This window comes from Kribbella sp. NBC_00482 (assembly GCF_036013725.1).
Classification (GTDB): domain Bacteria; phylum Actinomycetota; class Actinomycetes; order Propionibacteriales; family Kribbellaceae; genus Kribbella.
In genome coordinates this window covers 8,677,052-8,701,202 of the sequence record NZ_CP107881.1, presented here as the reverse complement: position 1 = coordinate 8,701,202, position 24,151 = coordinate 8,677,052, and the positions used below count along the sequence as shown (strand labels likewise).

General features: G+C 68.9%; 23 protein-coding genes. 12 read left to right on the top strand and 11 right to left on the bottom strand.

The genetic code is table 11. The features are described 5' to 3' along the window. Nucleotides 1-224 precede the first annotated feature (224 nt). Complete coding sequence (locus tag OHB24_RS41845; protein WP_327636533.1) at nt 225-824, top strand: type II toxin-antitoxin system HicB family antitoxin; 600 nt, start codon at nt 225-227, stop codon at nt 822-824. A 70-nt stretch (nt 825-894) separates the two neighbouring features. Here the strand turns inward: OHB24_RS41845 and OHB24_RS41840 are convergent, their stop codons facing one another. The 5 genes from OHB24_RS41840 to mce form a co-directional block, all read right to left on the bottom strand. Beyond that, the gene (locus tag OHB24_RS41840; protein WP_327636532.1) at nt 895-2,349 is read right to left on the bottom strand and encodes an AI-2E family transporter; all 1,455 of its coding nucleotides are present in this window, start codon (nt 2,347-2,349) and stop codon (nt 895-897) included. After that, nucleotides 2,346-4,259: a transposase gene (locus tag OHB24_RS41835; RefSeq protein ID WP_327636531.1), complete on the bottom strand. Its 1,914-nt coding sequence runs from the start codon at nt 4,257-4,259 to the stop codon at nt 2,346-2,348. Before OHB24_RS41835 ends, OHB24_RS41840 begins: the two co-directional genes overlap by 4 nt. A 95-nt stretch (nt 4,260-4,354) precedes the next feature. Beyond that, nucleotides 4,355-5,686 carry a crotonyl-CoA carboxylase/reductase gene (gene ccrA, locus OHB24_RS41830; protein ID WP_327636530.1) on the bottom strand — a complete coding sequence of 444 codons (1,332 nt, stop codon included), beginning with the start codon at nt 5,684-5,686 and terminating at the stop codon, nt 4,355-4,357. A gap of 137 nt (nt 5,687-5,823) precedes the next feature. Continuing rightward, a complete protein-coding gene (locus OHB24_RS41825) occupies nt 5,824-6,723 on the bottom strand; it encodes a sensor histidine kinase (RefSeq protein ID WP_327636529.1) in 900 nt (299 codons plus the stop codon). 52 nt (nt 6,724-6,775) lie between these two features. Further along, the gene (gene mce / locus OHB24_RS41820) at nt 6,776-7,207 is read right to left on the bottom strand and encodes a methylmalonyl-CoA epimerase (protein ID WP_327636528.1); all 432 of its coding nucleotides are present in this window, start codon (nt 7,205-7,207) and stop codon (nt 6,776-6,778) included. A gap of 126 nt (nt 7,208-7,333) precedes the next feature. Here mce and OHB24_RS41815 point away from each other — a divergent pair, with 126 nt between their 5' ends. The 4 genes from OHB24_RS41815 (at nt 7,334) to OHB24_RS41800 (ending at nt 10,770) form a co-directional block, all read left to right on the top strand. Beyond that, nucleotides 7,334-8,536 carry an acetyl-CoA C-acetyltransferase gene (locus tag OHB24_RS41815; protein WP_327636527.1) on the top strand — a complete coding sequence of 401 codons (1,203 nt, stop codon included), beginning with the start codon at nt 7,334-7,336 and terminating at the stop codon, nt 8,534-8,536. Nucleotides 8,537-8,546: 10 nt separating this feature from the next. Further along, nucleotides 8,547-9,503 (top strand): methylmalonyl Co-A mutase-associated GTPase MeaB, encoded by a 957-nt coding sequence (meaB, locus tag OHB24_RS41810; RefSeq protein ID WP_327636526.1) that lies wholly within the window; start codon nt 8,547-8,549, stop codon nt 9,501-9,503. 296 nt (nt 9,504-9,799) lie between these two features. After that, nucleotides 9,800-9,958: a hypothetical protein gene (locus OHB24_RS41805; RefSeq protein WP_327636525.1), complete on the top strand. Its 159-nt coding sequence runs from the start codon at nt 9,800-9,802 to the stop codon at nt 9,956-9,958. An 89-nt stretch (nt 9,959-10,047) separates the two neighbouring features. Continuing rightward, a complete protein-coding gene (locus OHB24_RS41800; protein WP_327636524.1) occupies nt 10,048-10,770 on the top strand; it encodes a PH domain-containing protein in 723 nt (240 codons plus the stop codon). Between the two features lie 3 nt (nt 10,771-10,773). Here the strand turns inward: OHB24_RS41800 and OHB24_RS41795 are convergent, their stop codons facing one another. From OHB24_RS41795 to OHB24_RS41780, 4 genes are all read right to left on the bottom strand, one after another. Next, nucleotides 10,774-12,021: an RNA polymerase sigma factor gene (locus OHB24_RS41795; RefSeq protein WP_327636523.1), complete on the bottom strand. Its 1,248-nt coding sequence runs from the start codon at nt 12,019-12,021 to the stop codon at nt 10,774-10,776. A gap of 38 nt (nt 12,022-12,059) precedes the next feature. Continuing rightward, entirely contained in the window at nt 12,060-12,407 is a 348-nt protein-coding gene (locus tag OHB24_RS41790; RefSeq protein ID WP_327636522.1) for a YciI family protein, read from the bottom strand. 76 nt (nt 12,408-12,483) lie between these two features. Next, nucleotides 12,484-13,206 carry a maleylpyruvate isomerase family mycothiol-dependent enzyme gene (locus OHB24_RS41785; protein WP_327636521.1) on the bottom strand — a complete coding sequence of 241 codons (723 nt, stop codon included), beginning with the start codon at nt 13,204-13,206 and terminating at the stop codon, nt 12,484-12,486. 31 nt (nt 13,207-13,237) lie between these two features. Then, nucleotides 13,238-13,684: a DUF4231 domain-containing protein gene (locus OHB24_RS41780; protein ID WP_327636520.1), complete on the bottom strand. Its 447-nt coding sequence runs from the start codon at nt 13,682-13,684 to the stop codon at nt 13,238-13,240. Between the two features lie 32 nt (nt 13,685-13,716). On the opposite strand from OHB24_RS41780, the gene OHB24_RS41775 reads away from it, so the two are divergent. The 4 genes from OHB24_RS41775 (at nt 13,717) to OHB24_RS41760 (ending at nt 18,751) form a co-directional block, all read left to right on the top strand. Then, entirely contained in the window at nt 13,717-14,220 is a 504-nt protein-coding gene (locus tag OHB24_RS41775) for a MarR family winged helix-turn-helix transcriptional regulator (RefSeq protein WP_327636519.1), read from the top strand. A gap of 158 nt (nt 14,221-14,378) precedes the next feature. After that, entirely contained in the window at nt 14,379-16,052 is a 1,674-nt protein-coding gene (locus OHB24_RS41770) for an acyl-CoA mutase large subunit family protein (RefSeq protein ID WP_327636518.1), read from the top strand. Beyond that, nucleotides 15,973-17,769: an NAD-binding protein gene (locus OHB24_RS41765; protein WP_327636516.1), complete on the top strand. Its 1,797-nt coding sequence runs from the start codon at nt 15,973-15,975 to the stop codon at nt 17,767-17,769. Before OHB24_RS41770 ends, OHB24_RS41765 begins: the two co-directional genes overlap by 80 nt. 49 nt (nt 17,770-17,818) lie before the next feature. After that, nucleotides 17,819-18,751, top strand: a complete 933-nt coding sequence (locus OHB24_RS41760) for a tetratricopeptide repeat protein (protein ID WP_327636514.1) — start codon at nt 17,819-17,821, stop codon at nt 18,749-18,751. Here OHB24_RS41760 and OHB24_RS41755 read toward each other — a convergent pair. Further along, a complete protein-coding gene (locus tag OHB24_RS41755) occupies nt 18,748-19,194 on the bottom strand; it encodes a MarR family winged helix-turn-helix transcriptional regulator (RefSeq protein WP_327636513.1) in 447 nt (148 codons plus the stop codon). The genes OHB24_RS41760 and OHB24_RS41755 overlap by 4 nt on opposite strands. A 224-nt stretch (nt 19,195-19,418) precedes the next feature. Here OHB24_RS41755 and OHB24_RS41750 point away from each other — a divergent pair, with 224 nt between their 5' ends. The 3 genes from OHB24_RS41750 to OHB24_RS41740 all read left to right on the top strand — a co-directional run bounded on the left by OHB24_RS41750 (nt 19,419) and on the right by OHB24_RS41740 (nt 22,775). Continuing rightward, nucleotides 19,419-20,321: a hypothetical protein gene (locus tag OHB24_RS41750; RefSeq protein ID WP_327636512.1), complete on the top strand. Its 903-nt coding sequence runs from the start codon at nt 19,419-19,421 to the stop codon at nt 20,319-20,321. A gap of 92 nt (nt 20,322-20,413) precedes the next feature. Then, nucleotides 20,414-21,295 (top strand): MurR/RpiR family transcriptional regulator, encoded by an 882-nt coding sequence (locus OHB24_RS41745; protein ID WP_327636511.1) that lies wholly within the window; start codon nt 20,414-20,416, stop codon nt 21,293-21,295. 43 nt (nt 21,296-21,338) lie between these two features. Continuing rightward, on the top strand, nt 21,339-22,775 hold the full coding sequence (locus OHB24_RS41740) for a hypothetical protein (RefSeq protein ID WP_327636510.1): 1,437 nt from the start codon (nt 21,339-21,341) through the stop codon (nt 22,773-22,775). Nucleotides 22,776-22,921: 146 nt separating this feature from the next. Here OHB24_RS41740 and OHB24_RS41735 read toward each other — a convergent pair whose 3' ends face one another. Beyond that, nucleotides 22,922-24,097 (bottom strand): citrate/2-methylcitrate synthase, encoded by a 1,176-nt coding sequence (locus OHB24_RS41735; RefSeq protein WP_327636509.1) that lies wholly within the window; start codon nt 24,095-24,097, stop codon nt 22,922-22,924. Nucleotides 24,098-24,151: the final 54 nt, after the last annotated feature.

Below are 24,151 nucleotides of genomic sequence, written 5' to 3'. Positions count from 1 at the left end.
GATGGCTAGCCTAAAATAATGGTCAGTGAGCAGCCGACGCGGAAGATCGTGAAGGCGTTCAGGGACGCCGGGTGGCGGCGGGTCAGGACGGAAGGGTCACACAGCTTGTACGAGTGTTCCTGCGGTCAGCACGCGTTCGTGTTGCCGGATGGCCACCGGGTGATCTCGCCGGGTGTCGTCCGAAAGGTCGACAGGGCACTTGCTGAGTGCGAGGAGGCGGAGCGGTGAAGACGTACGAGGTGACGGTTAGTCGGGATGAGCGTTGGTGGATGGTGGCGGTTCCGGAGCTTGGCGGGGTGACGCAGGCTCGGCGGCTGGACGAGGTAGAGCGGATGGCTCGGGAGTACATCGCGGTGTCGACCGACGTACCGCTCTCGAAGGTTGCGGTCGAGGTGGCTGGTATCGAGGCCGATGGGCGGGATCTGCTCGAGGCCAAGACGCTGGTCGACGGTCTGCGTCGCCGGGCGAAGGAACTCGAGGCGCTGGTTGCCGAACTCACCCGGGAGGTCGCGTCGGCCTTGACGGACGCCAGCGTTCCAGTGAGGGACGTGAGCAGTGTGCTCGGCGTCTCGCACCAACGTGTCTCGCAGTTGGTCCAGGCGGCCGCCGAGGACGCGGCCGGCGCGAAGGTGATGCGACAGGCCAGGCAAGAGTTCGCCCACGACCTAGTCATCCGCCTGGACGACGGCCGATCCCTGCAACTGGTCGAGGTGACCGCACCTAAGAACAGCCGCCGGAAGAAACCTCAGACCGCACCACAGGCAGCTGATCGTCCAGTTCGGGCGACGCGTCCTGCTCGAAGGGCCGGCAAGCAGCCCGTTTAGCTCTCGGGCGGACCGCGACGTTACGAGGGCGGCGCACAGCAAAGTTGTGCGCCGCCCTCGAATACGCCTGCTAGGAGGCGTCGGCTTTGCGGACCCAGACTTCTCGGATGATGAGGAGGATGGCGGCGGCTGAGGGGATGGCGAGGAGGGCGCCGACCACGCCGAGGAGCGCGCCGCCGAGGAGGGCGGCGATGACGGTGACGGCGCCGGGGATGTCGACGGCTCGGCGCATGATCTTCGGCGCCACGAAGTAGTTCTCGACCTGCTGGTAGATGACGCCGTAGATCAGGCAGGCAATGCCGATCCCGACGCCGCCGGTGAAGCCGATCAGCGAGACCACGACGACGCCGATCAGGCCGCCGACCATCGGGATGAAGTCGCAGAACATCACCACGATCGCCAGCGCCACGGCGTACTCGCGCAGCCCGATGATCTCCAGGAAGATGAACATCATCACGCCGGCGGTCAGCGCCACCAGGAACTGGCCGCTGACGTAGCCGCCGACCCGGCCGAGGACCTCGTCGCCGAGGATCGAGACGCGGGTACGACGGGTGCTGGGGACCAGGCTGTACGCCGCACGCTTCACCGAGGGGAGCGAGGCGAGGAAGTACAGCGTCAGCACCAGGATCGTGAACGTGTTGAACAGAGCGCCCGCGACCACCTTGCCGACGCCGAGGATCCCGCCGAACGCGCGTTGCGCCAGCGCCGGGTCCTGGATGTAGTCCTGCGCCTTCTGGATGAAGTGGTACTTGTTGTCCAGTTCGTTGAGCGTCTTCGACTTGGTCAGCAGGTCGAGCCACTCGGGAGCGTTCTTGATCAGGCTGTTGATCTGGTCCGAGACGACCGGGACGATCGCGACGGCGACGCCGGCGACCGCGAGGATCATCAGCAGGAACACCACGCCGACGGACAGCCCGCGCTTCAGCCCGCGGCGCATGAACCACTCGACCAGCGGGTTCAGGCCGACCGCGATGAACATCGAGACCAGGAGCAGGATCAAAACCGAGCGGGCCTGGCCGGCGGCGTTCCACAGACCCAGGGCGACGAGTACGCCGAGTGCCGCTAAGAACCCGAACGTGAACGGGTTTCCGCGGCGCAGCGGCGCACCCGGCTCACCCATACCGACCGACGGGTGCCGCTCTTCGATCAGCAGTTCGTCCGCGATGTTGGTGTCGCTGTGGTCCGCCTGCTCGGCAGCAGCAGCCTTGTCAGCCGCGTCGTCGGCCACCTCGGCAGCCTCATCCGCTTTGTCAGCAGCGACGTCGGCTTCGTCGGCAGACCCGTCGGCCTTGTCAGCAGAGGCGTCGGCCTTGTCGGCGGATGCGTCTGCCTTGTCCGCGGAGTCGTCGGCTTTCTCGGCGGATGCGTCTGCTGACTTGGCCGAGGTGGCGGCGTCGGCTGCGGATTGTTCGCTCTTGTCGGCGGCGGCCTGGGCTTCCGCGGCGGCAGACTTCGCTGCGCGCGTGGCGTCGGCAAGGTCCTTGTCGGGGGTCGCTGTGGAGTTGTCGTCGCCGGATGACGTCACATCTTGTCCTTCGGGGATCGCGCGCTCGAGGTGGCCGCATCGGTCTTGTCGTCCGCGGGCGACTCGCCGTCGGAGGACTTCGCCGAGCTGGAGCGCCGCTTCTGGCCCCGAGTCTGCTCGTTCGCGAGGTCACCCAGCCGGAACTCGTCCACCATCGTCGAGTCCTTCGGCTCCTCGTCGCCGTCCGAGACCTTGGCGGCGTCGGAGGTGTCGGCGAGGTCGTCGTCATCGGCGAGCGCAGCAAGCTCGGCGAGATCGGCGGCGTCGGCAGCAGGGTCGGCCGGGCCGCCGGCGGTCTTGCCAGTCTGGCGGGCGAGGTCGCCGGCGTCCTTCGGGTCGATGCGCAGGCCGGTGTCGATCCGGGTCTCGTCGACGCGGGCGTCCCCGGCGCCGATGCCGACGAACGGGCTGGAACCGGTGAACGGTCCCTCGGTGTCGTACGACGACTCACGCGAGGATCCCGCGGCCGGCGTCGCACCCGGGAACGGGTTGTCAGCCGGCGTCGCCGCCGGGAACGGGCTCTCGCCATCCCCGAAGTCCGAGCCCGAGTCGTCCGCCGAACCGGACCCCGCCGGAGCCGAGCCGAGCGAATCCGACCCAGCCGCACTCGAGCCGAGCGAATCCGAGCCGGCCGGGGTCGAGCCAAGCGAGGCCGACCCGGCCGCGGTCGAGCCAAGGGGTGCCGGGCCCGACGGCGTTGAGCTGGGGGCCGAGGACTCGAAGGTGCTCGGGGCGGTGGGGAACGAGGTTGAGGACTCGGCGGCGAAGGGGCTGCCGGCGCCAGTACCGGGCGCATCGAGCGAGGGCCGGGGGGATTCGGTCGGCCGCGCGAACGGGTTCACGTACGGGGCCGCGGCGGTCTCGGAGTCCAATTCGGCGGCCTGACGCGCGATGTTGCTGGCGATCTCGTTCAGGCCGGCGATCTGGGTGAGGATGCCGTCGCGCCGCTTCGCCAGACGCTCGGTCTCGCGGGCGACGACGGTACGGGACCGCTCCGCCTCGTCGGCGGCGTTCGCCAGCTCGGCCTCGGCGCGGGTCCGCGCGGTGGTCAGCAGCTGCTCGGCTTCCCGGCGGGACCGCGACAGCGTCCGCTCGGCCGACTCCTCGGCCTCGGCGCGGATCTTGCGGGCCTGCTCGGTCGCCTCGGCCACCCGGCGCTCGGACGCCTCGGCGGCCTCCTTCATCTGGGTGGTCAGGCTGTCGGTGTCGGCCGCGATCTGCTGGTGCTTGTCGGCCAGCTCCTTGGCCTGCTGCTCGCGCTCGTCCGCCAGCCGCGCGCGCAGCGCCGCCGACTCGCGCTGGATCGCGGTCCGGATCTTCTCGGCCTCGTGCAGCGCGCCGTTCTTCAGCGTGCTCGACTGCGACTCGGCGGTCAGCTGCAGCTGCTCGGCCTTCCGCCGGGCCGCCTGCAGTACCTCGGCGGCCTCGGTCTCCGCCGTACGCCGCAGCTCGCCCGCGTCGCCCTCGGCGGTACGGCGCATGCTGTCCGCCTCGTTGAGCGCGACGGTCCGGATGTCCTCGGCCTCGCGGTCACCGGTCGCCCGCGCCGCGGCCGCCTCCTTGGCCGCGTTCGCGCGGAGCTCCTCGGCCTCGCGCTTGGCCTCCTCGAGCGCCTCGGACGCCTGGTCCTGGGCGAGCCGGAGGATCTGCGCGGCCCGGTCGCCGAGCCCGGCGTACGACGGGTTGGCGCTGGCCTCGAGCTGGCGCCGCGTCTCCGCAAGCTGGTGCTGCATCGGCGCGACACTCTGCTGCAGCCCGTCGGCGCGGTTGCGTGCCTCGACGAGTTGCATCTCCAGTGCGCGGACATAGTCGTCCACGGCCTGCTTGTCGTATCCGCGGCGACTGACCGGGAAACCCCCGGCCGCAGTCGCTGTGCGGTCGAAGAACGGCAGGCTCGACTCGTCAGGCATTCTCCCGAGGTTCCCTTCTGGCGGCTCAGCGTGAATCCCCCACCATAAGCCTGTCAGAACCCACCCGAAACCAGCCAATCGGGCGACCGGGGCAACTACCTGTTGCGGAAGCGATTAATGGCGTCCAGATGTTCCTCGCGCAGGGCAGGGTCGCGGACGCCGAGGCCTTCGGCCGGGGCCAGGGTCAGGACGCCGACCTTGCCCTGGTGGAGGTTGCGGTGCACGTCGTACGCCGCCTGCGCGGTGTCCTCGAGCGGGTAGACCTTGCTGACCGTCGGGTGCACCATGCCCTTGGCGATCAGCCGGTTGGCCTCCCAGGCCTCGCGGTAATTGGCGAAATGCGAGCCGATGATTCGCTTCAAGTTCATCCACAGGTACCTGTTGTCGTACTCGTGCATGAACCCCGACGTGGACGCGCAGGTCACGATCGTCCCGCCGCGCCGCGCGACGTACACCGAGGCCCCGAAGGTCTCCCGGCCCGGGTGCTCGAACACGATGTCGGGGTCGTCCCCGCCGGTCAGCTCCCGGATCCGCGCCCCGAACCGCTTCCACTCCTTCTGGTCCTGGGTGTGCTCGTCCTTCCAGAACTTGTACCCCTCGGCCGACCGGTCGATGATCAGCGAGGCGCCCATCGCGCGGCAGATCTCCGCCTTCTCCGGCGACGACACCACGCACACCGGGATCGCCCCGCCGTTCAGCGCGAACTGCGTCGCGTAGGAACCCAGACCGCCGGACGCACCCCAGACCAGCACCACGTCGCCCTGCTTCATGTTGGCGCCGTTCGCGGACACCAGTTGCCGGTACGCCGTGCTGTTCACCAACCCGGGCGACGCCGCTTCCTCCCACGTCAGGTGGGCCGGCTTCGGCATCAGCTGGTTCGACTTCACCAGCGCGATCTCGGCGAGACCGCCGAAGTTCGTCTCGAAGCCCCAGATCCGCTGCTCGGAGTCGAGCATCGTGTCGTTGTGCCCGTCCGGCGACTCCAGCTCGACCGACAGGCAGTGCGCGACCACCTCGTCGCCCGGCTTCCACGCGTTCACGCCCGGTCCGGTCCGCAGTACGACGCCCGCCAGGTCGGAGCCGACCACGTGGTACGGCAGGTCGTGCCGGGCCGTCAGCGGCGACAGCTTCCCGTACCGCTTCAGGAACGAGAAGGTCGACACCGGCTCGAAGATCGACGTCCAGACGGTGTTGTAGTTGATCGCGCTGGCCATCACCGCGACCAGCGCCTCACCCGGCCCGAGCTCGGGCGTCGGTACGTCGTCGAGGTGCAGACTCTTGCGCGGATCCTTCTCCTTGCTGTCCAGCCCGTCGAACATCGCGGCCTCGTCGGCGTGCACGGTGATTCCGCGGTAATGGTCCGGTACGTCGAGCTCGCCGACGGCGGCGCTGTCACCGGCAAGGATCGCGTCGAGGATCTGCTTCACGTCGTAACCTCCTGAAGCGGCGGTCGTGGTGAGCGGAACTTACCGTTGAGTATGCGCCCGTGGCTGTGCCCTGTAACACAGGGAGCGACGGTTGAGACGACCGTCACTTTTGCAGTCCACCGTTGTCAGTGGTCTTATCAACGCAGTCTGGTGTGGAGCCGTACTTGGGTGAAGTCGTCCCCGGACCGCACCTGCGTCAGGTCGCACAGCTGATTGGCGAGCCAGACGCCCCGCCCGCCGAGCCCGTCCAGCGGCGGCAGGACCCGTCCGACGAGCAGGTCGTCGATCCGGCCGCAGTCCAGTACGTCGCAGATCAGCGTCCCGTCGGCGATCCACACCGCCAGCCGCCCGCGCCCACCGCCGAACCGGATGCTGTTCGTGCAGATCTCGTGCAACGCCAGCGACAGGTCCTCGAGCCGGTCCCTCGACACGCCGTGCGACGCCGCCTGACCGCTCAGCCACTGCCGGATCTGCCCGAGCTCGTCGGGCCCGAACTCCCACCGCTCGGCCCGATCCGGTATGTCGTCGAGCGCGGTCCGGAACTCCTTCTCCGCAAGGGCCTCCGCGCCGGAGTGCGTCACCGTCGGGTCGATGCCGACGGACGCCTCGTACGCGCAGTACAGCCGGAACGCCCGGTCCTGCGCGAACGCGATGTCGGACAGCGCCTCGTGCAGCAGCACCTCGTCGTACGCCGTCGCGCTCCGGCCCGGGTACGCCGGTTCACAGAGCCCGCGCACCGGTCCAGGGTGCTGCTCGATGACACCGCGCCAGTACGGGATCAGCCGCGCAGGGTTGCCCCCGGCAACGGTCATGTCGTTGAAACGGACCTCATGGTGCAGCGGTCCCAGAGCGTCGCGCAGTACGGCGATCCGCTCCGGCGGTAGCACGGCCACGATGGTTTCCCCCGCCGCCAGACCCTCCTGTACGAGCGCAACCGAGCGCTGCACGAACTCCTCGTCCGACACGTGGACAAAGGCGTCGTGCAGGAATCCGGCCGGCGCACCGTGCAAGGAGTCGGTGGCGCTGTCCTTCAGCACTCGATCAGAGTAGTCCGCCAACGAGTCCGAGGAGACTCGAATAAGCGCGCCGTCACCCCGCGTGGGAGGTTGATGGCTCCACGAGTTCGACCAGGACCCCGCCGGCCGACTTCGGGTGCACGAAGTTGACGCGGGAGCCGGCGGTGCCGCGTTTCGGCTCGTCATACAGCAGGCGGGCGCCGCGCTCACGCAGGACCTTGGAGACCGCGTCGAGATCGCTGACCCGGTAGGCCAGCTGCTGGATGCCCGGGCCGCGCTGGTCGAGGAACTTCGCGATCGGGGAGGCGTCCGACAGCGGCGCCAGCAACTGGATCGAGGAACCCGAGTCGCCGACCGAGAGCATCGCCTCCCGGACGCCCTGCTCCTCGTTGATCTCCTCGTGCGCCACGGTCATGCCGAACACGTCGGCGTAGTACCGGACGGCCTCGTCGAAGTCGGGCACCGCGATACCGACGTGGTCGATCGCGTCGAACAGCTGATCCATCCCGTCAGCGTGGCGCAGACCCTGCGGGCGAGGCCATCGAAAGTGGCCCAGTCGACACGATCCGTGTGACCCGTCTGACGTCAGCGAGCAGCGGCGTACCAGTGCGGTCGCAGGTATCGTGACGGCATGTCTGACACGCGGAACCACAGCGTCATCGTCGCCGGTGCACGGACCCCGATCGGGCGGTTGCTGGGTGGCCTCAAGGGCTTTACCGGAGCAGAGCTCGGCGGGTTCGCGATCAAGGGCGCACTCGAGAAGGCCGGCATCGCGCCGGACCAGGTCGAGTACGTGATCATGGGCCAGGTCCTGCAGGCCGGCGGCGGTCAGATCACCGCCCGCCAGGCCGCGGTCAAGGGCGGCGTCCCGATGGACGTGCCGGCCATCACGATCAACAAGGTCTGCCTGTCCGGGCTGAACGCGATCGCGCTCGCCGACCAGCTGATCCGCGCCGGCGAGTACGACGTCGTCGTCGCCGGCGGCATGGAGTCGATGACGAACGCGCCGCACCTGCTGCCGAAGTCCCGCGAGGGTTTCAAGTACGGCGACACCACGCTGGTCGACTCGATGGCGTACGACGGGTTGTGGGACGCGTTCACCGACCAGGCCATGGGCGCGCTCACGGACCAGGCGAACAACGAACGCCAGAAGCTGAGCCGCGCGGAGCAGGACGAGTTCAGCGCCCGTTCGCACCAGCGTGCCGCCGAGGCCTGGAAGAACGGCCTCTTCGCCGACGAGGTCGTCCCGGTCGAGGTGCCGCAGCGCAAGGGCGACCCGATCGTGGTGGACAGCGACGAAGGTGTCCGCGGTGACACGTCGGTCGAGGTGCTGGGCAAGCTGCGGCCGGCGTTCGGCAAGGACGGCACGATCACGGCCGGTTCGGCGTCGCAGATCTCCGACGGCGGCTGCGCCGTTGTCGTGATGAGCAAGGCGAAGGCCGAGGAGCTCGGGCTCAGCTGGATCGCCGAGATCGGCGCGCACGGCTCGGTCGCCGGGCCGGACTCGTCGCTGCAGAGCCAGCCGGCCAACGCGATCGCGAAGGCCTGCGCGAAGGAAGGCATCCAGCCCGCCGACCTCGACCTGATCGAGATCAACGAGGCGTTCGCGGCGGTCGGGATCGCGTCCGCCCGCGAACTGCAGGTCGGCGACGACAAGGTGAACGTGAACGGCGGCGCGATCGCGCTCGGCCACCCGATCGGGATGTCCGGCGCCCGCCTCGTGCTGCACCTGGCGCTCGAGCTCGGTCGGCGCGGCGGTGGTGTCGGCGCGGCTGCCCTGTGCGGCGGCGGCGGTCAAGGTGACGCCCTGATTGTTCGTGTGCCCCAGAGCTGACAGAGAACTGATGTCACGACGTACGGCGCCGGTCGGTGAGCTGGTCGTGCGGGCCCGGGAGGGTGACGCCCGGGCTGTCGCGCGGCTGATCTCGCTGGTCGAGGACGAGTCCCCGCTGCTGCGCGAGGTGATGGCCGAACTGGCGCCGCACGCCGGTCACGCGCACATCGTCGGCATCACGGGCTCGCCCGGCGTCGGCAAGTCGACGTCGACGTCGGCCCTGGTATCGGCGTACCGCGAGACCGGGAAGCGGGTCGGCGTACTCGCGGTGGACCCGTCGTCGCCTTTCTCCGGCGGTGCGCTGCTCGGGGACCGGGTGCGGATGCAGGACCATGCGACCGACCGCGGGGTGTTCATCCGGTCGATGGCGTCCCGCGGGCATCTCGGCGGGTTGTCGTGGTCGACGCCGCAGGCCCTGCGGGTGCTGGACGCGGCCGGGTTCGACGTGGTGCTGGTGGAGACGGTCGGGGTCGGGCAGTCCGAGGTGGAGATCGCCGGGATGGCGGACACCACGCTGGTCCTGCTCGCGCCGGGTATGGGCGACGGCATCCAGGCGGCCAAGGCCGGGATCCTCGAGGTCGGCGACATCTACGTCGTGAACAAGGCGGACCGGGACGGCGTCCAGTCGGTCACCCGGGACCTCCGGTCGATGCTGGCGCTGGCCGAGCGGTCCGAGGGCGCCTGGTTGCCGCCGATCCTCAAGACGGTCGCTTCCCGCAACGAGGGGATCGCCGAGGTGGTGCAGGCGATCGAGGACCGGCTGGAATGGATGCGCGGCAACGGGGTACTGACCGAACGTCGCCGCAGCCGCGCGCGCGACGAGATCGAGGCGATCGCCACGACGGCGCTGCGGGCCCGGTTCGCGCACCTGCACGGCGACGCGCGGCTCGACGTCCTCGCGGCGAAGGTCGCGGACGGCGGGACCGACCCCTATTCGGCGGCGGACGAGTTGATCGCTGCTTTGTGACACTTGTCTCGCCGTGGAACAATCGACCACGTAGTGTCACATGGTGTCTTTCCATTTCGTTCACCGAAAGTTGTTCCGATTTCGGGCAAATGCCGCAGAATTTCCACCGGGTACGGCGATCCGCGTCTCAGGGCGGCGCGCCGATGGGTGCCGTGCCCCCGGATCCGTTACAGAATGGACCTTGTAGCTGGTGAGCATTGTGCGGTGGGCTGTGTTCAGTCAGTGACAATTGGTCACGGTCCGTGATACAAACTCAAACACAGTCGACCGAGTGGTTAGGAACAAGGAGTAGCGACATGCCGAAGAAGCTGTTGATCTGGTCGCTCATCGCCTTTGCCGGCTTTTACCTGTTCACTCAGCCGGCCAACGCCGCGGGAGCGGTAGGGGGCGCGTTCTCGGCCGTTGGTGACGCGTTCGGAAGCGTCATCACCTTCCTGAGTGCGCTGTTCAGCTGATCTGCCGTTCGAGTGTGCCGTTGCACGTCGTCGTGCGGGACACTTGAGTCGTACGGGGTCACACAACAGCGTGACAGGGGAGTGAACGGATGGCCGGAATAGGCCTGTTCCGGATCTTCGACCCGAAGGTCCGGCGCCATCTGATCTCGGACGAGGGCGAAGTCGTCATCGACGAGGTTCGGCACCACTGGGTGGTGTTCACGGTGCCGATGCTCGAGGTCGTGCTCGCGGCGGCGCTGCTGCTCACCATGGCCACCACCGCGATCGGCGGGCAGCCGGTGCTGCTGGCGATCGTCCTGGTGCTGCTCAGTCATGCCTTCTGGCAGTTCCTCACCCAGCATCGGGACCGCTTCGTGGTCACCAACATGCGGGTCATGCGCATCCGCGGCGTCTTCTCGCAGACCGTCGCGACCACCCCGATCGCCCGGGTCCTCGACATCACGCTGCAGAAGCCGATCATCGGGCGGATGCTCGGCTACGGCCACTTCGTCTTCGAGTCGGCCGCGCAGGACCAGGGTTTCCGCGAGATCAAGTGGGTCAGCCGGCCCGACGACCGCGACCTCACCATTCAGCGCGTCATCCAGCGCACCGGCCTGCGGGCCTCCGCGAGCGTCGACGTACTGCAGGGCGACGAGGACTCCGACGACGACGGCACCGGCCCGATCGGGATGGACTCGGCGCAGGAGGTCAGCGCGAGCACCCCGGCCCCGGCGGCCGCACAGTCGACATCCCGCCCCACGCCGCCACAGTCCTCGTCCGCCTCGAAGTCCATCTTCAACAGCGAACGCGGCAACTGGACCGACAACGAGTAATCCTCACGTCTTCCTGGAGTCGGCGAGCTGTCGGAAGTGATTACGGCGGCGTTCTCGGTGGGGGCGTTCGGGGTGGTTGGGCGGAGCTGTGTTCAGCGCTTGCTGGAGTTCGTCGGCGGCTTCGGCATAGCGGGAGCGGCGGGCCAGGAGTTCGCCGCGTACGGCGTGCCGGCGTGAGCTGGGCGGGATCTCGTCGAGCAGCTTGAGGGCCATGTCGACGGCACCGGTTTCGGCGATCGCGACGACGCGGGCGAGCTCGGCGGCGGGGCTGGGGGAGACCTCGACCAGCAGGTCGTACAGCCGGACGATCTCGCGCCAGTCGGTCGCGGTGTAGCTGGGGACGCGTGCGTGCTCGGCCGCGATCGCGGCCTGCAACTGATATGCGTCGGCCTGCCGAGCGGACCGCTCCAGCGAGTCGTTGAGGAGCGCGACGCCACGGCGGATGAGGTCCTGATCCCACAACGAGCGGTCCTGCAGATCGAGTGTCACCACCTCGCCGGCGTCGTCGACGCGGGCCGGTCGACGCGCCTCGGTCAGGAGCAGGAGCGCCAGCAGCGCCGTCGGGGTCGGCTGATCGGGGAGGAGCGAGTGCAGAAGCTCGGCCAGCCGGATCCCCTCCGCACACAGGTCGACGTCGTACGCCGCGTCGCCCTCGGCCGGTGCATGTCCCGCCGTGTAGAGGCTATGGATGACGGCACAGACCGCGGGCAGCCGTTCGGGTAGCTCGGCCTCGGCCGGAACGCGGTACGGGATGCGCGCGGCGGCGATCTTCTGCCGTGCGCGGACCAGCCGCTTCGTGGTGGCGACCTCGGTCGTCAGCAGGACGCCGGCGATCTGTGCGGGGGAGAGGCCGCAGAGGGTGCGGAGCGCGAGAGCGACGCGGGTCGGAGGGGACAGCGACGGGTGGCAGCAGGTGAAGATCAGCCGCAGCAGATCGTCCTGAACGACGTCTTCGGTCTCAACCTCACGCTTGGTCAGCTCGATCAGGTCGGCGCCGTCGCGCTCCTTGGTGTCGCGGGCCTGCTCGCGACGGATGATGTCGATCGCCTTCCGGCGGGCGGTCACGGTGAGCCAGGCGCGCGGCTCGGGCGGTACGCCGGTCACCGGCCACGCACCGAGCGCCGCCAGCGCCGCCTCCTGGACGGCGTCCTCGGCGAGCTGGACGTTGCCGACGGTCCGGATCAGGGTCGCAAGAATCCGCGTCCCCTCGATCCGGATCGTCTCGGCGACCGCGCCATACCGCTCGTTCAACTTGGCCCGCTCGTTCACGGAACTGGATCTACCTAGACCTACTTGGCCACGATCACCGGGCGGACCTCGACGGCGCCTCCCCAGGCCGCCGGGATCTCGGCCGCGATCCGGACCGCCTCCTGGAGGTCCTCGGCCTCGATCAGGTAGTAGCCGGTCAGCGCTTCCTTGGTCTCGGCGTACGGCCCGTCGGTGGTGACCACCGGCCCGCCGCGGGCGCCCTCGACCCGGACGACCGTCGCCGTCGAGGTCGGATGCAGTACGGCGCTCGCCTTCACCTGCTCGGCGAACTCGACGCCGAACCTCCGGTACTCGGCCAGCTCCTCGGCCTGCTCGGGCGCCCACCAGTCGACGTCAGCGGTGTAGGTCAGTGCAAGGTACTGCGCCATCGGAGTCCTCCTTCTCGCTGAGACCACTCTGGTCTCTCGTGAAAGGAACGAACAGCCCGCCCCCAAGAGGACATTGTCATTGCGACGCCTCCGAAAGCCGTCCGCGGAACGCCCGCACGACATCCGGATCGCCGGCCGTCTCGATCGCGGCATCACCGGCTCGCCCCCACAACCACAGGTACACCTGCGCCGGATCCCCGGAGATCTCCGCCGCCGCATCCCCCTCAGCCCCTTCCCGTACGTCGACACTCGTCGCGTCGGCGTACACGGTCCAGGATCGGCCGCCCGCGGTCAGCCGAACGGCCGCGTCGAGCGGGTAGGCGGTGTCGCCCTCCTCCCACCACGGTCCGCCGAGCGTCGGATAGAGAACCTCGTCGATCCCGTCGAGGGCCAGCTCGACGTCGATCGGTGAGACGACGTCGTGCGCCTGCTCGACATCGATCCGATGGATCACGGTCTCGTGCGCCATCCGCCGGTACCAGAACGCGGACGTGCCGTCGCGCGGGCTGAACGTCCACGTCGGCGTCTCGGTCCCGGCCGCTTCCAGGGCGTCGACGATCGCCGTGCGTGCGTCGTCGTACCACTCCAGCGAAGCGCGCCCGCTGAAGTCCGGCGGCCACGGGTCGGGGAGGGCGCCGAGCTTCAGCACCTCGACCTTGTGGACGTACACCATCGCGACGTGCCGCACCACGTCGTCCACCGTCCACCCCGGACAACTGGGCACGGCGGCGTCGAGCCCGATCCGCGCGACCTCGCCGAGCCGGGCGCTCTCGGCCCGCACGTGCTCCAGAAATCTCATGTCCGCACCCTGTCAGAGCCTGCCGACAGTTTCAGACGCTCCGCGCCTTCAGCGCAGCCTCCCAGTCCTGGGTCTCGGAATAGCTGATCTCGACCACGCGCTCGGCGAGCAACTTCACCGGTTCGCCGGCCTTGGCATAGCGGCCGGCCTTCTGCGAGTAGAGCCAGGCCTCGTTCCGCAGCTGCTGCGCGGTCCGCGTGTACGTCGGGTACGAGTCCTTGAACCCGAACAACGTCCGGATCCCCTCGGCCAGCGCGATCACGCCACCGAGCGCCGGCGCGAGCCAGATGGGCGCCTTGATGGCCACCGAGATCGCGATCACCACGGCGGCGGCGAGTTGCACGGTACCGAGGGCCCGGTACCAGATGCGGGCGCGCCGGGCCTGCGCGGCGTACCAGCGAAAGCGAATACTGATCAGCTGCTCCGCGGGCGCATCCGTCCCGAGGACAGGAAAGTCCGAATCTCTGAGTCTCGACATGGTCAGAACAGTGTGGAGCTAAGGTTCCGCTCATGGCCAGGAAGAGGGCGTTGCCGTTCGATCCGATCGACGAGGCGTCGCGGCAGTGGGGGCGGCGGTGGGGCGCCGTCGAGCAGATGCGGGCCGTGACGTCGCTGATGCGGGCGCAGCAGATCGTGATCAACGAGCTGGACGAACTCCTCCGCAGGCACGGGCTGACGTTCGCCCGGTTCGAGGCCCTGGTGCTGCTGACCTTCTCCCGGCGCGGGTCGCTGCCGCTCGGGAAGATGGGGGAGCGGCTGCAGGTGCACCCGACGTCGGTGACCTCGATCGTCCGCCGGCTCGAGGCGGCCGGGCTGGTGACCCGGACGCCGCACCCGGACGACGGCCGCGCGGTGCTCTGCGAGATCACCGCCGAGGGCCGTGACCTGGTCGAACGCGCCACCTCCGACCTGGTCGCCGCCGACTTCGCCCTGTCCGGCCTGACCGACGACCAACTCAAGATGCTCTGGTCCGTCCTCGAGCCCCTCCGCCACAACGCCGGCGACTTCAACTGACCAGGCGGATCCCCAGGCCATCACAATCGACCGACTCGCCGCCGCTCCCGCGGGACGGGTCGTCGGGACGGCAATTGTGATGGCCTGGGCGTCCGCGTCGGTTGGAAATAGTTGGACGTCCTAGTATTTTGGGACCAGTTCCCTAGGAGGTCTGACTGATGGATGCCGAGCAGATCGCGGCCGGCCGCAGCCGGTGGCAGCAGCGGTACGACGCCGCGCGCAAGCGGGAGGCGGATTTCACCACGCTGTCCGGCACCGAGGTCGAGCCGGTGTACGGACCGCCCGAGGGCGTCGCCGACCCGCGGATGGAGCGGATCGGCTGGCCTGGGGAGTTCCCGTTCACCCGCGGTCTGTACGCGACCGGCTACCGCGGCCGCACCTGGACGATCCGCCAGTTCGCCGGCTTCGGGAACGCCGAGCAGACCAACGAGCGCTACAAGATGATCCTGAACGGCGGTGGCGGCGGCCTGTCCGTCGCGTTCGACATGCCGACGCTGATGGGCCGCGACTCCGACGAGCCGAAGTCGCTCGGCGAGGTCGGCCATTGCGGCGTCGCGATCGACTCGGCCGTCGACATGGACCGGCTGTTCAAGGACATCCCGCTCCAGGACGTCACCACGTCGATGACGATCTCCGGTCCGGCCGTGCCGGCCTTCTGCATGTACCTGGTCGCCGCCGAGCGCCAGGGCGCGGACATCTCCAAGCTGAACGGGACGCTGCAGACCGACATCTTCAAGGAGTACATCGCCCAGAAGGAGTGGCTCTTCCCGCCGGAGCCGCACCTGCGCCTCATCGGCGACCTGATGGAGTACTGCGCGACCACGATCCCGGCGTACAAGCCGCTGAGCGTCTCCGGCTACCACATCCGCGAGGCCGGCTCGACCGCCGCGCAGGAGCTCGCCTACACGCTCGCCGACGGCTTCGGGTACGTCGAACTCGGGCTCTCCCGCGGGCTCGACGTCGACGTGTTCGCGCCGGGCCTGTCGTTCTTCTTCGACAGCCACCTGGATTTCTTCGAGGAGATCGCGAAGTTCCGCGCCGCCCGCCGGATCTGGGCCCGCTGGCTGCGGGACGTGTACGGCGCCAAGACCGACAAGGCGCAGTGGCTCCGCTTCCACACGCAGACGGCCGGGGTGTCGCTCACGGCGCAGCAGCCGTACAACAACGTCGTACGGACGGCTGTCGAGGCGCTGGCCGCCGTACTCGGCGGGACGAACTCGCTGCACACCAACGCGCTCGACGAGACGCTGGCGCTGCCGAGTGAGGAGTCCGCCGAGATCGCGCTGCGGACCCAGTCGGTGCTGATGGAGGAGATCGGCGTCACGAACGTCGCCGACCCGCTCGGCGGGTCCTGGTTCGTCGAGGCGCTGACCGACGAGATCGAGGCCGAGGCCGAGGCCATCTTCGCGCGGATCAAGGAGATGAGCCCGGACGAGACGATGACCGGCGGCATCCTGCGCGGGATCGAGGACGGCTGGTTCATGGCCGAGATCGCCGACGCCGCGTTCGAGTACCAGCAGAAGCTCGAGAAGAGCGAGAAGAAGATCGTCGGCGTCAACACGCTCACCGACACCGTGTCCGGCGAGCTGGAGATCCTCCGGGTCTCGCACGAGGTCGAGGTCGAGCAGTGCCGTGTTCTCGCCGAACGCAAGGCGCACCGCGACGAGGACCTGGTACGGCGTACGCTGTCGGCTCTGGTGGAGGCGGCCAGCGGCACTGGCAACCTGATCGAGCCCATGCTGGAGGCAGTGCGTGCGGAGGCCACGATGGGGGAAATCTGTCACGTTCTTCGGGAACAGTGGGGAGAGTACCGAGAGCCCGCCCGATTCTGAGGAGCCGCCACCGTCCGGGCGAGAGGCCCGGGGTGCTGCCGAATCCCCGGACGGGCGGCGAGTGGTGGTCTGCGGTTCGGACCGCACGATGCTGCGGGTGGTCACCGAGCTGGTGAGTTCGGGCGAGCGGGTGACCGCGATCGTCAACCCTGCCTCGCGTCATTACGACCGGATCGGTGAGCTGGGCGCGACGGTGATGGGCGCCCGGGTGATCAGCGAGTCGTTGCTGCGGCGGGCCGGGGTCGACGCCGACGACGACGGTACGCCGTCGACCGCGCGCGCACTGGTTCTGCTGGACACCGACGACGTACACAACGTGCACACCGCGCTGACCGCGCGGGACATGGATCCAGAGCTGCGGATCGTCGTACAGATGGTGAATCCGCGGCTCAGTAAACAGCTCAACAGCCTGCTCGGCGACTGCGTGGTGATCAACGGGCCGTCGCTGGCCGCGCCCGCGTTCGTCTCGGACGCGCTGGAGGACGACGAGCTGACCTGGATGGAGCTCGGCGGTCAGCGGGTGGTCGTCGGACAGGCCGACCTGATCCGTGAGCCGCATCTGACGGTGCTCGCGGACACGACCTCGTCCGCGACGCCGCAGTTGCTGCCGCTGGCCAGCGCCGACCCGGACGGTGACATCGTGCTCGGCACCGGCGTACGGACGATCTGGCGCAGCCGCGACGTACGCCCGGCCGGCTGGTTCATGGCGCTCCGCGACATCCTCGACAGCCGGGTCCGGAAGATCGCCGCGGTGATGGCGTTCCTGGTCGCGGCCGGTACGGCGGTCATCCACTTCTTCGGCGGGATCGACTGGTGGCGGGCGGTCTACCTCGCGGCCGGTGCGGTGACGTCGGCCGGGATCGAGGACGACGCGTTCTCCGAGGCGGACCCGTGGGTGAAGGTCGCGTCGGTCGTGGTGCAGCTGACCGGGATCGTGCTGATGGCGTTGCTGACCGCGGTCGTGGTCGACTCGCTGATCGGTGCACGGCTGTCGCGGATCATCGGCGGTGTCCGGGGGCGGCCGCGCAACCATGTGGTGGTGTGCGGCCTCGGTACGGTCGGCGCGCGGGTCCTGGAGATCCTCACCGAGCGGGGCATCGCGGTCGTCGGCGTCGATCAGGACGAGGAAGCGCCCGGCATCCAGGTCGCGCACCGGCTGAAGATTCCTGTCGTGATCGGGGACAGCAGCAACGAGGAGACGCTGCGGTCGGCCGGCGTACAGCGGTGTCAGTCGGTGCTCGCGATCACCGACGGCGACATCACCAACCTGGAGTCGGCGATGGTCGCCCGGGACCTGAACCCGGACGCCCGGATCACGATGCGGATGTTCGACCACGACCTGGCGCAGCGCGTCGAGCGGCGGCTGGGCCTCGGCCACAGCCGGTCCGTGTCGATGCTGGTGGCGCCGGCGGTCGCGGCCGCGGTCGCGAACCGGCGTAAGCAGGTGACGATCCCGGCCGGTCGCCGCGTGCTGCTGCTGACCGAGGTGACCGTCGAACCAGGGTCCGTCGCCGACGGCCGGCGGCTTGGCGAACTGAACGAGGCCGAGGGGCTGCGGGTGCTCGCGCGGCAGGATCTGCACGGGCCCTGGGAGTGGAGTCCGGCGTCCGAACGACCGGTCCAGGTAGGCACCCGGTTGGCGGTCGCGGGGACCCGAGCTGGCCTCGCGCGGCTCCTGATGGTGACCCGGGCGCAGCGCAAGTCGGCCGCGTCGTAGAGGATGGACCTGTGAACGTACGGAGTGTGCACGGAATGCGAGGACAGTGGTGAGCCAGTCCAACTTCTCCCGTCCAGGGGCGGTCGACCTGTCGTCCCTCCGTAAGCCGGCCGGTGCGCCTGGCGCTCCTGGTGCTCCAGCGGGTGGTGGTGGCGCCGCAGGTGCGTACGTGCTGGAGGTCGGCGAGGCCAACTTCCAGGCCGACGTCATCGAGCGGTCGCTCCAGGCCCCGGTCGTGGTCGAGCTGTACTCGCCGCGGTCGCAGGGCTCGAACGCCCTCGGTGCGGTGCTGGCCCAGCTGTCGACCGAGTACGACGGCAAGTTCCTGCTGGCCCGGATCGACGTCGACGCGAACCCACAGGTCGCCCAGGCGTTCGGCGTACAGGCGGTTCCGACCGTCATCGCCATCCTGCGGGGTCAGCCGGTGCCGCTGTTCCAGGGCGTCCTCGGTGAGCCGGAGGTCCGGCAGTACCTCGACCAGCTGCTGACGGTCGCGGTCGCGAACGGGATCACCGGGCGCGCCGAGCCTGTTGGTCCGGTGACCGAGGCCGCTTCGCAGGAGGAAGAGGCTCCTAACCCGCGGTACGAGAAGGCTGAGAACGCACTCGGCGCGGGCGATCTGGACGGCGCGATCGCGGCGTACGAGGAGTTGCTGAAGGAGACGCCGAGCGACGCCGAGGCGAAGTCGGGGCTGGCTCGCGTGCAGCTGGTGAAGCGTACGCAGGACGTGCCGGCCGATGTCCGGACGCGGGCGGCCGACAACCCGACGGATGTCGAGGCGCAGCTGCTGGTGGCCGACGTGGACCTGATGGGCGGGCATGTCGACGACGCGTTCGCGCGCCTGATCTCCACGGTCCAGGCAACCGCGGGCGACGAGCGGAACACCGTCCGGCTGCACCTGCTCGAGCTCTTCGAGGTCGTCGGCGCCGACGACGACCGGGTCATCAAGGCCCGCCGTCGGCTGATGGCCGCGCTGTTCTAGCTCTTCAGGATCGGGTCTGTTGTCAGGGTCTCTGAGACCCGGGCGAGGAGGGTGCGGAGAGTCTCCGCCTCCTCCTCGCTGAACGCGTCGGCGAGTCTGCGCTCGACGCCGGTGGCGCGCTTGTCCGCCTGATCGAGAGCCTTCCGGCCCGCTGAGGTCGGGCGGGTCTCGATGACATGCCTGTGCAGTGGATGCGGCGTGCGCTCGATCAGGCCGGCTGACTCCAGGTTGCGCAGGATCGTCGTCATCGTCTGTGGGGTCACCAGGCACCGGCGGGCGAGCTCGGCAGCCGAGATACCCGGCTGCTCGTCCAGAACGGACAGGGCGGCGTACTGCGGCACGGTGAGCCCGGCCGGCTTCACCGCGGCCGCCTTCGCCGCCTGCAGTTCCTGCTCGACCCGCTTGAGGTGACTCCCGAGCCGTTCGTCGAAGGACATCCGCATGGTGCCTATCGTACGAACGACGCTGGGGATATATGCATTGACGTCCATCAGACCTCTGATTAGTCTCTGTGCTCGTATCCGCTCATCGAGAGGCTCCCATGAGATTCCACGCACCAACAACAGTGCTACTAGCCCTAGCGACCGCCCTTCCCGCCACAGCCGCAACCATCCCGCCCGCAACCACCCCGGCCACCGCCGCGGTGGTGGCTACTTCGATTCCTGTGGTGTTGCGCGGGACTGTGCGGATCGACGGGCGGACGAGCGATCGGTATCCGGAAGGCGTCGCGTGGGATCCGACCCGGCGGGCGTTCCTGGTCGGATCGTTGGCGACCGGCCGGATCTCCGTGATCGGCCGCGACGGCGTACCACATCCGTTCGGCGTCGCACCCGGCGTCTCCACCTTCGGCCTCCACGTCGACGCCGTACGCAACCGAGTACTCGTCACGTACGCCGACATCGGCAACGGTGAACGCTCGTCGGAAGCCACCACCTACAAGCAATCCGGCATCGCCATCTACAACCTGCGCACCGGCCAACTCGAGCAGCGCATCGACCTGAACACGCCGAGCCTGAACCCGGCCGGCGGCCACCACGGCGTCAACGACCTCGCGATCGATGCCGCAGGCAACGCCTACATCACGGACCCGGCATCCGACGCGATCTACAAGGTCACACCGACAGGCGTCGCATCCGTCCTGATCCGCGACGAGCGTCTACGCAGCGACACGATCGGCGCCAACGGCATCGTCTGGCACCCGGCCGGCTACCTCCTGACGGTCCGCTACGACACCGGCACCTTGTTCCGCATCTCGCCGCGCGGTGAACTCAGGGCTACTGGTCTGACCAGTGCACTGGTCGGCGGAGACGGCCTGGCGCTCACGCGCGACGGTCGCCTGATCGCAATCACCAACAAGCTCGGTGCTCCCGGCGTCGAGCAAGCGACCGTGCTGAGCAGTCGCGACAACTACCGCACCGCACAGGTCCGATCGGTCGAGCCCTGGCCCGTCGCCGGCCCGACAACGGCAGCGGTCACGCCCTACGGCACCTACGTGCTGAGCGGCCGAATCGACGTACTACTCGCCGGCGGCCGGTCAGACCAGTTCACCATCCGCCGAATGACCAGGTGACTGGTCGGACCAGTCCACCGTTTGGCGAGTGGCCGGAATCGGACAGTGTGAATTCTTGTAATTGTGGTTGACCTGCTCTGAGAATTGTTTACATGAGTGCTGTCGAGTCGCCACCGCCGAGTCTCGAGGCGCGGATCCACGGTCTGCTGCCGGCGCTCAGCCCGGCGCAGGCGCGGATCGCCGCCGAGGTGCTCCGGGACCCGGCGGCGGTCGCCTCGTCGACGATCGGCCAACTGGCCGCCCGCTGCGGCACGTCGCTGCCGAGCGTCACCCGGTTCTGCCTCGCGCTCGGTCTGTCCGGGTACGCCGAGTTGCGGCTGACGTTGGCGGCCGAGAGTGGTCGGACCAGTCCGAGCTGGGAGCGGGGGACCGGCTCCGAGGTCGGTCCGGACGACTCGCTGGACGACGTACTCCGGACCCTGCTGCGCGCCGACACCCGCGCGCTCGAAGACACCGTCGCGGCGCTCGACGTCGACGCGCTCGGGCGGGCCGTCCGGGCGATCTCGGACGCGCGGCGGATCGATCTGTACGCCGTGGCGGGGTCGGCGTCCGTCGCCGAGGACCTGCGGTTGCGGCTGCACCGGATCGGGCGCAGTGCGAGCACCTGGAGCGACGTACACACCGCGCTGGCCAGCTCCGCGCTGCTCGGCACCGGTGACGTCGCGATCGGGATCTCGCACAGCGGCGAGACGATCGAGGTCCTGGAGCCGATGACCCGGTCCGGCCGGCAAGGCGCTACGACTGTTGCCATCACCAACTATCCCCGGTCGCCGCTGGCCCGGGCGGCGGACATCGTGCTGGTCACCGCGGCCCGCGACGTCACGTTCCGCACCGGGGGACTGGCCGGCCGGCACGCCCAGATGATCGTCATGGACGCTATCTATCTAGGCGTCGCCCAACGCGACTATCCCCTGGCAGAACAGGCTTTCGACGCGACTGCCGATGCGGTGTCCACGCATCGGCAACGCCTCTGAGTAACCCTCCCCACTCCGTTCGACCGCCTTTCGAAGGAGAGACATGCAGAGTCCGCACCAGACCCTCGGCCCCAGCCGCCGCGCCCTGCTCCTCGGCGCCACCGCCACCGCCCTCACCGCCGCATCCGCCACGACAGCATCCGCCTCCACTGCGTCCGCGTCGGCTGGATCCACCTCGGCGGGACCTGCATTCGCAGGATCCGTGTCGGGTGCGGCGTCCGGTGCGGCCGGCGCGGCCGCGGTCGCCGTACCGTCGCCTGACACGTTGCCGTTGACGGGCGGGGCCGATTTTCCGATCGGGTTGTTCTGGCCGCCGCACCCGTACGCGAGTACGGCGGAACGGTTCGCCGAGATCAAGAACGCCGGGTTCGACTTCGTCCTCTCCGGCAACTACGCCGGCGACGGCAACATCTTCCAGTACCAGCTCGGCCTCGTCCGCGACGCCGGCCTGAAGATGCTGATCTCCGACGACATCCAGATCCGCAACATGTCCCGCTGGTTCTCGATCTCTGACACCCCGTCAGACTTTCTCAGCGTGACCCCGGCCGAGGCCGGCGCGCTCTACACCCGGGCCCGCGACGCGTACGGTCCGTACTCCTCGCTGGCCGGCTTCAACTTCTACGACGAACCCGGCGCGGGCTGGTTCGCGACGCTGGCGAAGGCACTGTCGATCTCCCGCGAACTGGCGCCGCAACTGCTGCCGTACATCAACCTGTTCCCGTCCGACGACGCGTCGTACTACCGCGACTTCGTCGACGTGGTGAAGCCGTCCCTGATCTCGTTCGACCGGTACCCGCTCCTCTCCGAGGGCCGCGAGGACGCGAACTACTTCCACAACTGGGCGATCGTCCGGGACGCCGCGTTGCACGGCGACATCCCGTCCTGGGTGTTCATCCAGACGCTTGCCTACAACAACCATCGCGAGCCGACCGCGGCCGAGCTGCTCTGGCAGGTGAACGTCAGCCTCGCGTACGGCGCGAAAGGCATCCAGTACTTCACCTACTGGACGCCCGAGGCCGCCCGTGGCGAAGGCTTCGGGCCGGCGCTGATCACCGTCGAGGGGCAACGAACCTCGCGGTACTACGCGGCGAAACAGATCAACACCACCTGGCTGCACCAGGTCGGCCGCGAACTCAAGCCGCTCGTGTCCGAGACCGTTGAGCACGCCAACGAGACGCCCCTGCCGAACGGGACCGTCGGCTTCACCCCGACGAACCTGGTGTCGGGCATCACCGGCGACGCGGTCGTCGTCGGCACCTTCCGCTCCCGCGACACCGCGTCGAGCGACCGCTGGCTCCTGATCGCCAACCGCTCCCACAGCACGCGATCCCGAGCGGTCGTGTCGGTGAACGAGCAGACCGTCGGGTCGATCGGCATCTTCCAACCGGCCCGCCAGAAGTACACCTCCCAACGCGTAGCCCCGATCCCCCTCTCCCTGAACCCCGGCGCCGCAACCCTCCTAAAACTAACCACCAAGTAGCCACACCAGCGTCAGCCACCCACCGAGATCAGGCGCCCGCTGACGGGTTGTTTCACCGCTGGCCTGCTACAACCCGCCAGCCGTGCAACAACCCGCCACCGGCGCAACAGGCGGGCCCGCTCCGCGCCAGCCGTCAGGTCCCGGGGTTAGGTGGTTTGGCCGGTGTAGATGCCTAGGGTTCGGAAGCGGAGGGCGGGGGCTGCGTATTCCTCCAGGGCGTGGGCGGTCCAGCCGATCATGCGGGCTAGGGCGAAGAGGGCGTCCCCGGCGTCGGGGCGGAAGCCGTAGGCGTGCATGACGGCGGCGATCGCGAGGTCGCTGTTGGGGAAGGTCGGCGTACGTTCGGCGATCGCGTGGACCGTGCTGACGATCGGGTGGTCGCCCAGGAGTTCGAGCAGTACGTCGGCGCGCGGGTCGCGGTGCTGGTAGATGCGGTGGCCGAAGCCGGGGATCGGTTCGCCGGAACGCAACTGGTCCGACAACGCCTTCAGCGGGTCGTGTTTCGCTCGGTCCAGGAACTCGTACGCGAGGGTCGGTGCGGCGCCGTGGTACTGGCCGTCGAGTGCGCCGAGACCTGCCGAGATGACGGCGTACAGGTTCGCTCGGGCGCTGGCCGCGACTCTGGCTGCGACGGTGGAGACTGCGAGTCCGTGGTCGGCCAGGAGGATGAGTGCGGCGTCGAGTACCTCGGGTCGGGGTTCTGCGTCTGTGAGCTTCGGCCAGAGCTTCCCGCCCAGCGTCGTGCGCGTGACGATCGGGCCCGGGAGTGCCGCGACCAGAGTCCCGATCAACCTCCCGGCCGCGGCAGTCACCGACGTCGCCGACAGATCGAACCGCAACGGATCGGCAGCCCCCAACACCGCCACCGCCACCCGCAACCGATCCGTCAACCGAGCCCCCGCCGGCACCACCTCCATAGCCGCCCGAGCCAGCTCCACCCCCTCCCGCTCAACCCCAAACAAGTCCGGGTTCACCCCACCCGAGTCTGATGGGGGTTGGCCGGTCCAGAGGAGGGTGGCTACTTGGGGGAGGGTGGCGGTGGTGGCGAGGGAATGGGCGGAGTGGCCTCGGTAGTAGAGGTTGTCGTCCTGGAGGAGGGTGAGTTCGGATTCGATGCGTTCGACCACGCCGGAGTGTTCTACCGAGCGGGCGGCCAGGCGTTCGACGTCGGCAGCGGGGAAGAGGCTGCCGCGGCGGCCGCGGGCTCGGACGCTGGTGAGGAGGCCGCGGCTGACGTAGGCGTAGACCGTCGCCGGCTTGACCTGCAGACGGCGCGCCACCTCGGCGGTGGTCAGGTAATTCTCGTCACCTTCGGACGGCATCCCGCGCTCCTCGGACGATTCATGTTGACTGGATCAATATTGACAATCATTGAT

Coding starts and splice junctions, on each gene's coding strand:
- OHB24_RS41790 (WP_327636522.1), bottom strand. CDS start 12,407: ATGGCGCAGTACCTTGCACTGACCTACACCGCTGACGTCGACTGGTGG.
- OHB24_RS41800 (WP_327636524.1), top strand. CDS start 10,048: ATGGCCGGAATAGGCCTGTTCCGGATCTTCGACCCGAAGGTCCGGCGC.
- OHB24_RS41745 (WP_327636511.1), top strand. CDS start 20,414: ATGAGTGCTGTCGAGTCGCCACCGCCGAGTCTCGAGGCGCGGATCCAC.
- OHB24_RS41780 (WP_327636520.1), bottom strand. CDS start 13,684: ATGTCGAGACTCAGAGATTCGGACTTTCCTGTCCTCGGGACGGATGCG.
- meaB (WP_327636526.1), top strand. CDS start 8,547: ATGTCACGACGTACGGCGCCGGTCGGTGAGCTGGTCGTGCGGGCCCGG.
- OHB24_RS41770 (WP_327636518.1), top strand. CDS start 14,379: ATGGATGCCGAGCAGATCGCGGCCGGCCGCAGCCGGTGGCAGCAGCGG.
- OHB24_RS41740 (WP_327636510.1), top strand. CDS start 21,339: ATGCAGAGTCCGCACCAGACCCTCGGCCCCAGCCGCCGCGCCCTGCTC.
- OHB24_RS41785 (WP_327636521.1), bottom strand. CDS start 13,206: ATGAGATTTCTGGAGCACGTGCGGGCCGAGAGCGCCCGGCTCGGCGAG.
- OHB24_RS41735 (WP_327636509.1), bottom strand. CDS start 24,097: ATGCCGTCCGAAGGTGACGAGAATTACCTGACCACCGCCGAGGTGGCG.
- OHB24_RS41755 (WP_327636513.1), bottom strand. CDS start 19,194: ATGCGGATGTCCTTCGACGAACGGCTCGGGAGTCACCTCAAGCGGGTC.
- OHB24_RS41815 (WP_327636527.1), top strand. CDS start 7,334: ATGTCTGACACGCGGAACCACAGCGTCATCGTCGCCGGTGCACGGACC.
- OHB24_RS41805 (WP_327636525.1), top strand. CDS start 9,800: ATGCCGAAGAAGCTGTTGATCTGGTCGCTCATCGCCTTTGCCGGCTTT.
- OHB24_RS41835 (WP_327636531.1), bottom strand. CDS start 4,259: ATGCCTGACGAGTCGAGCCTGCCGTTCTTCGACCGCACAGCGACTGCG.
- mce (WP_327636528.1), bottom strand. CDS start 7,207: ATGGATCAGCTGTTCGACGCGATCGACCACGTCGGTATCGCGGTGCCC.
- OHB24_RS41775 (WP_327636519.1), top strand. CDS start 13,717: ATGGCCAGGAAGAGGGCGTTGCCGTTCGATCCGATCGACGAGGCGTCG.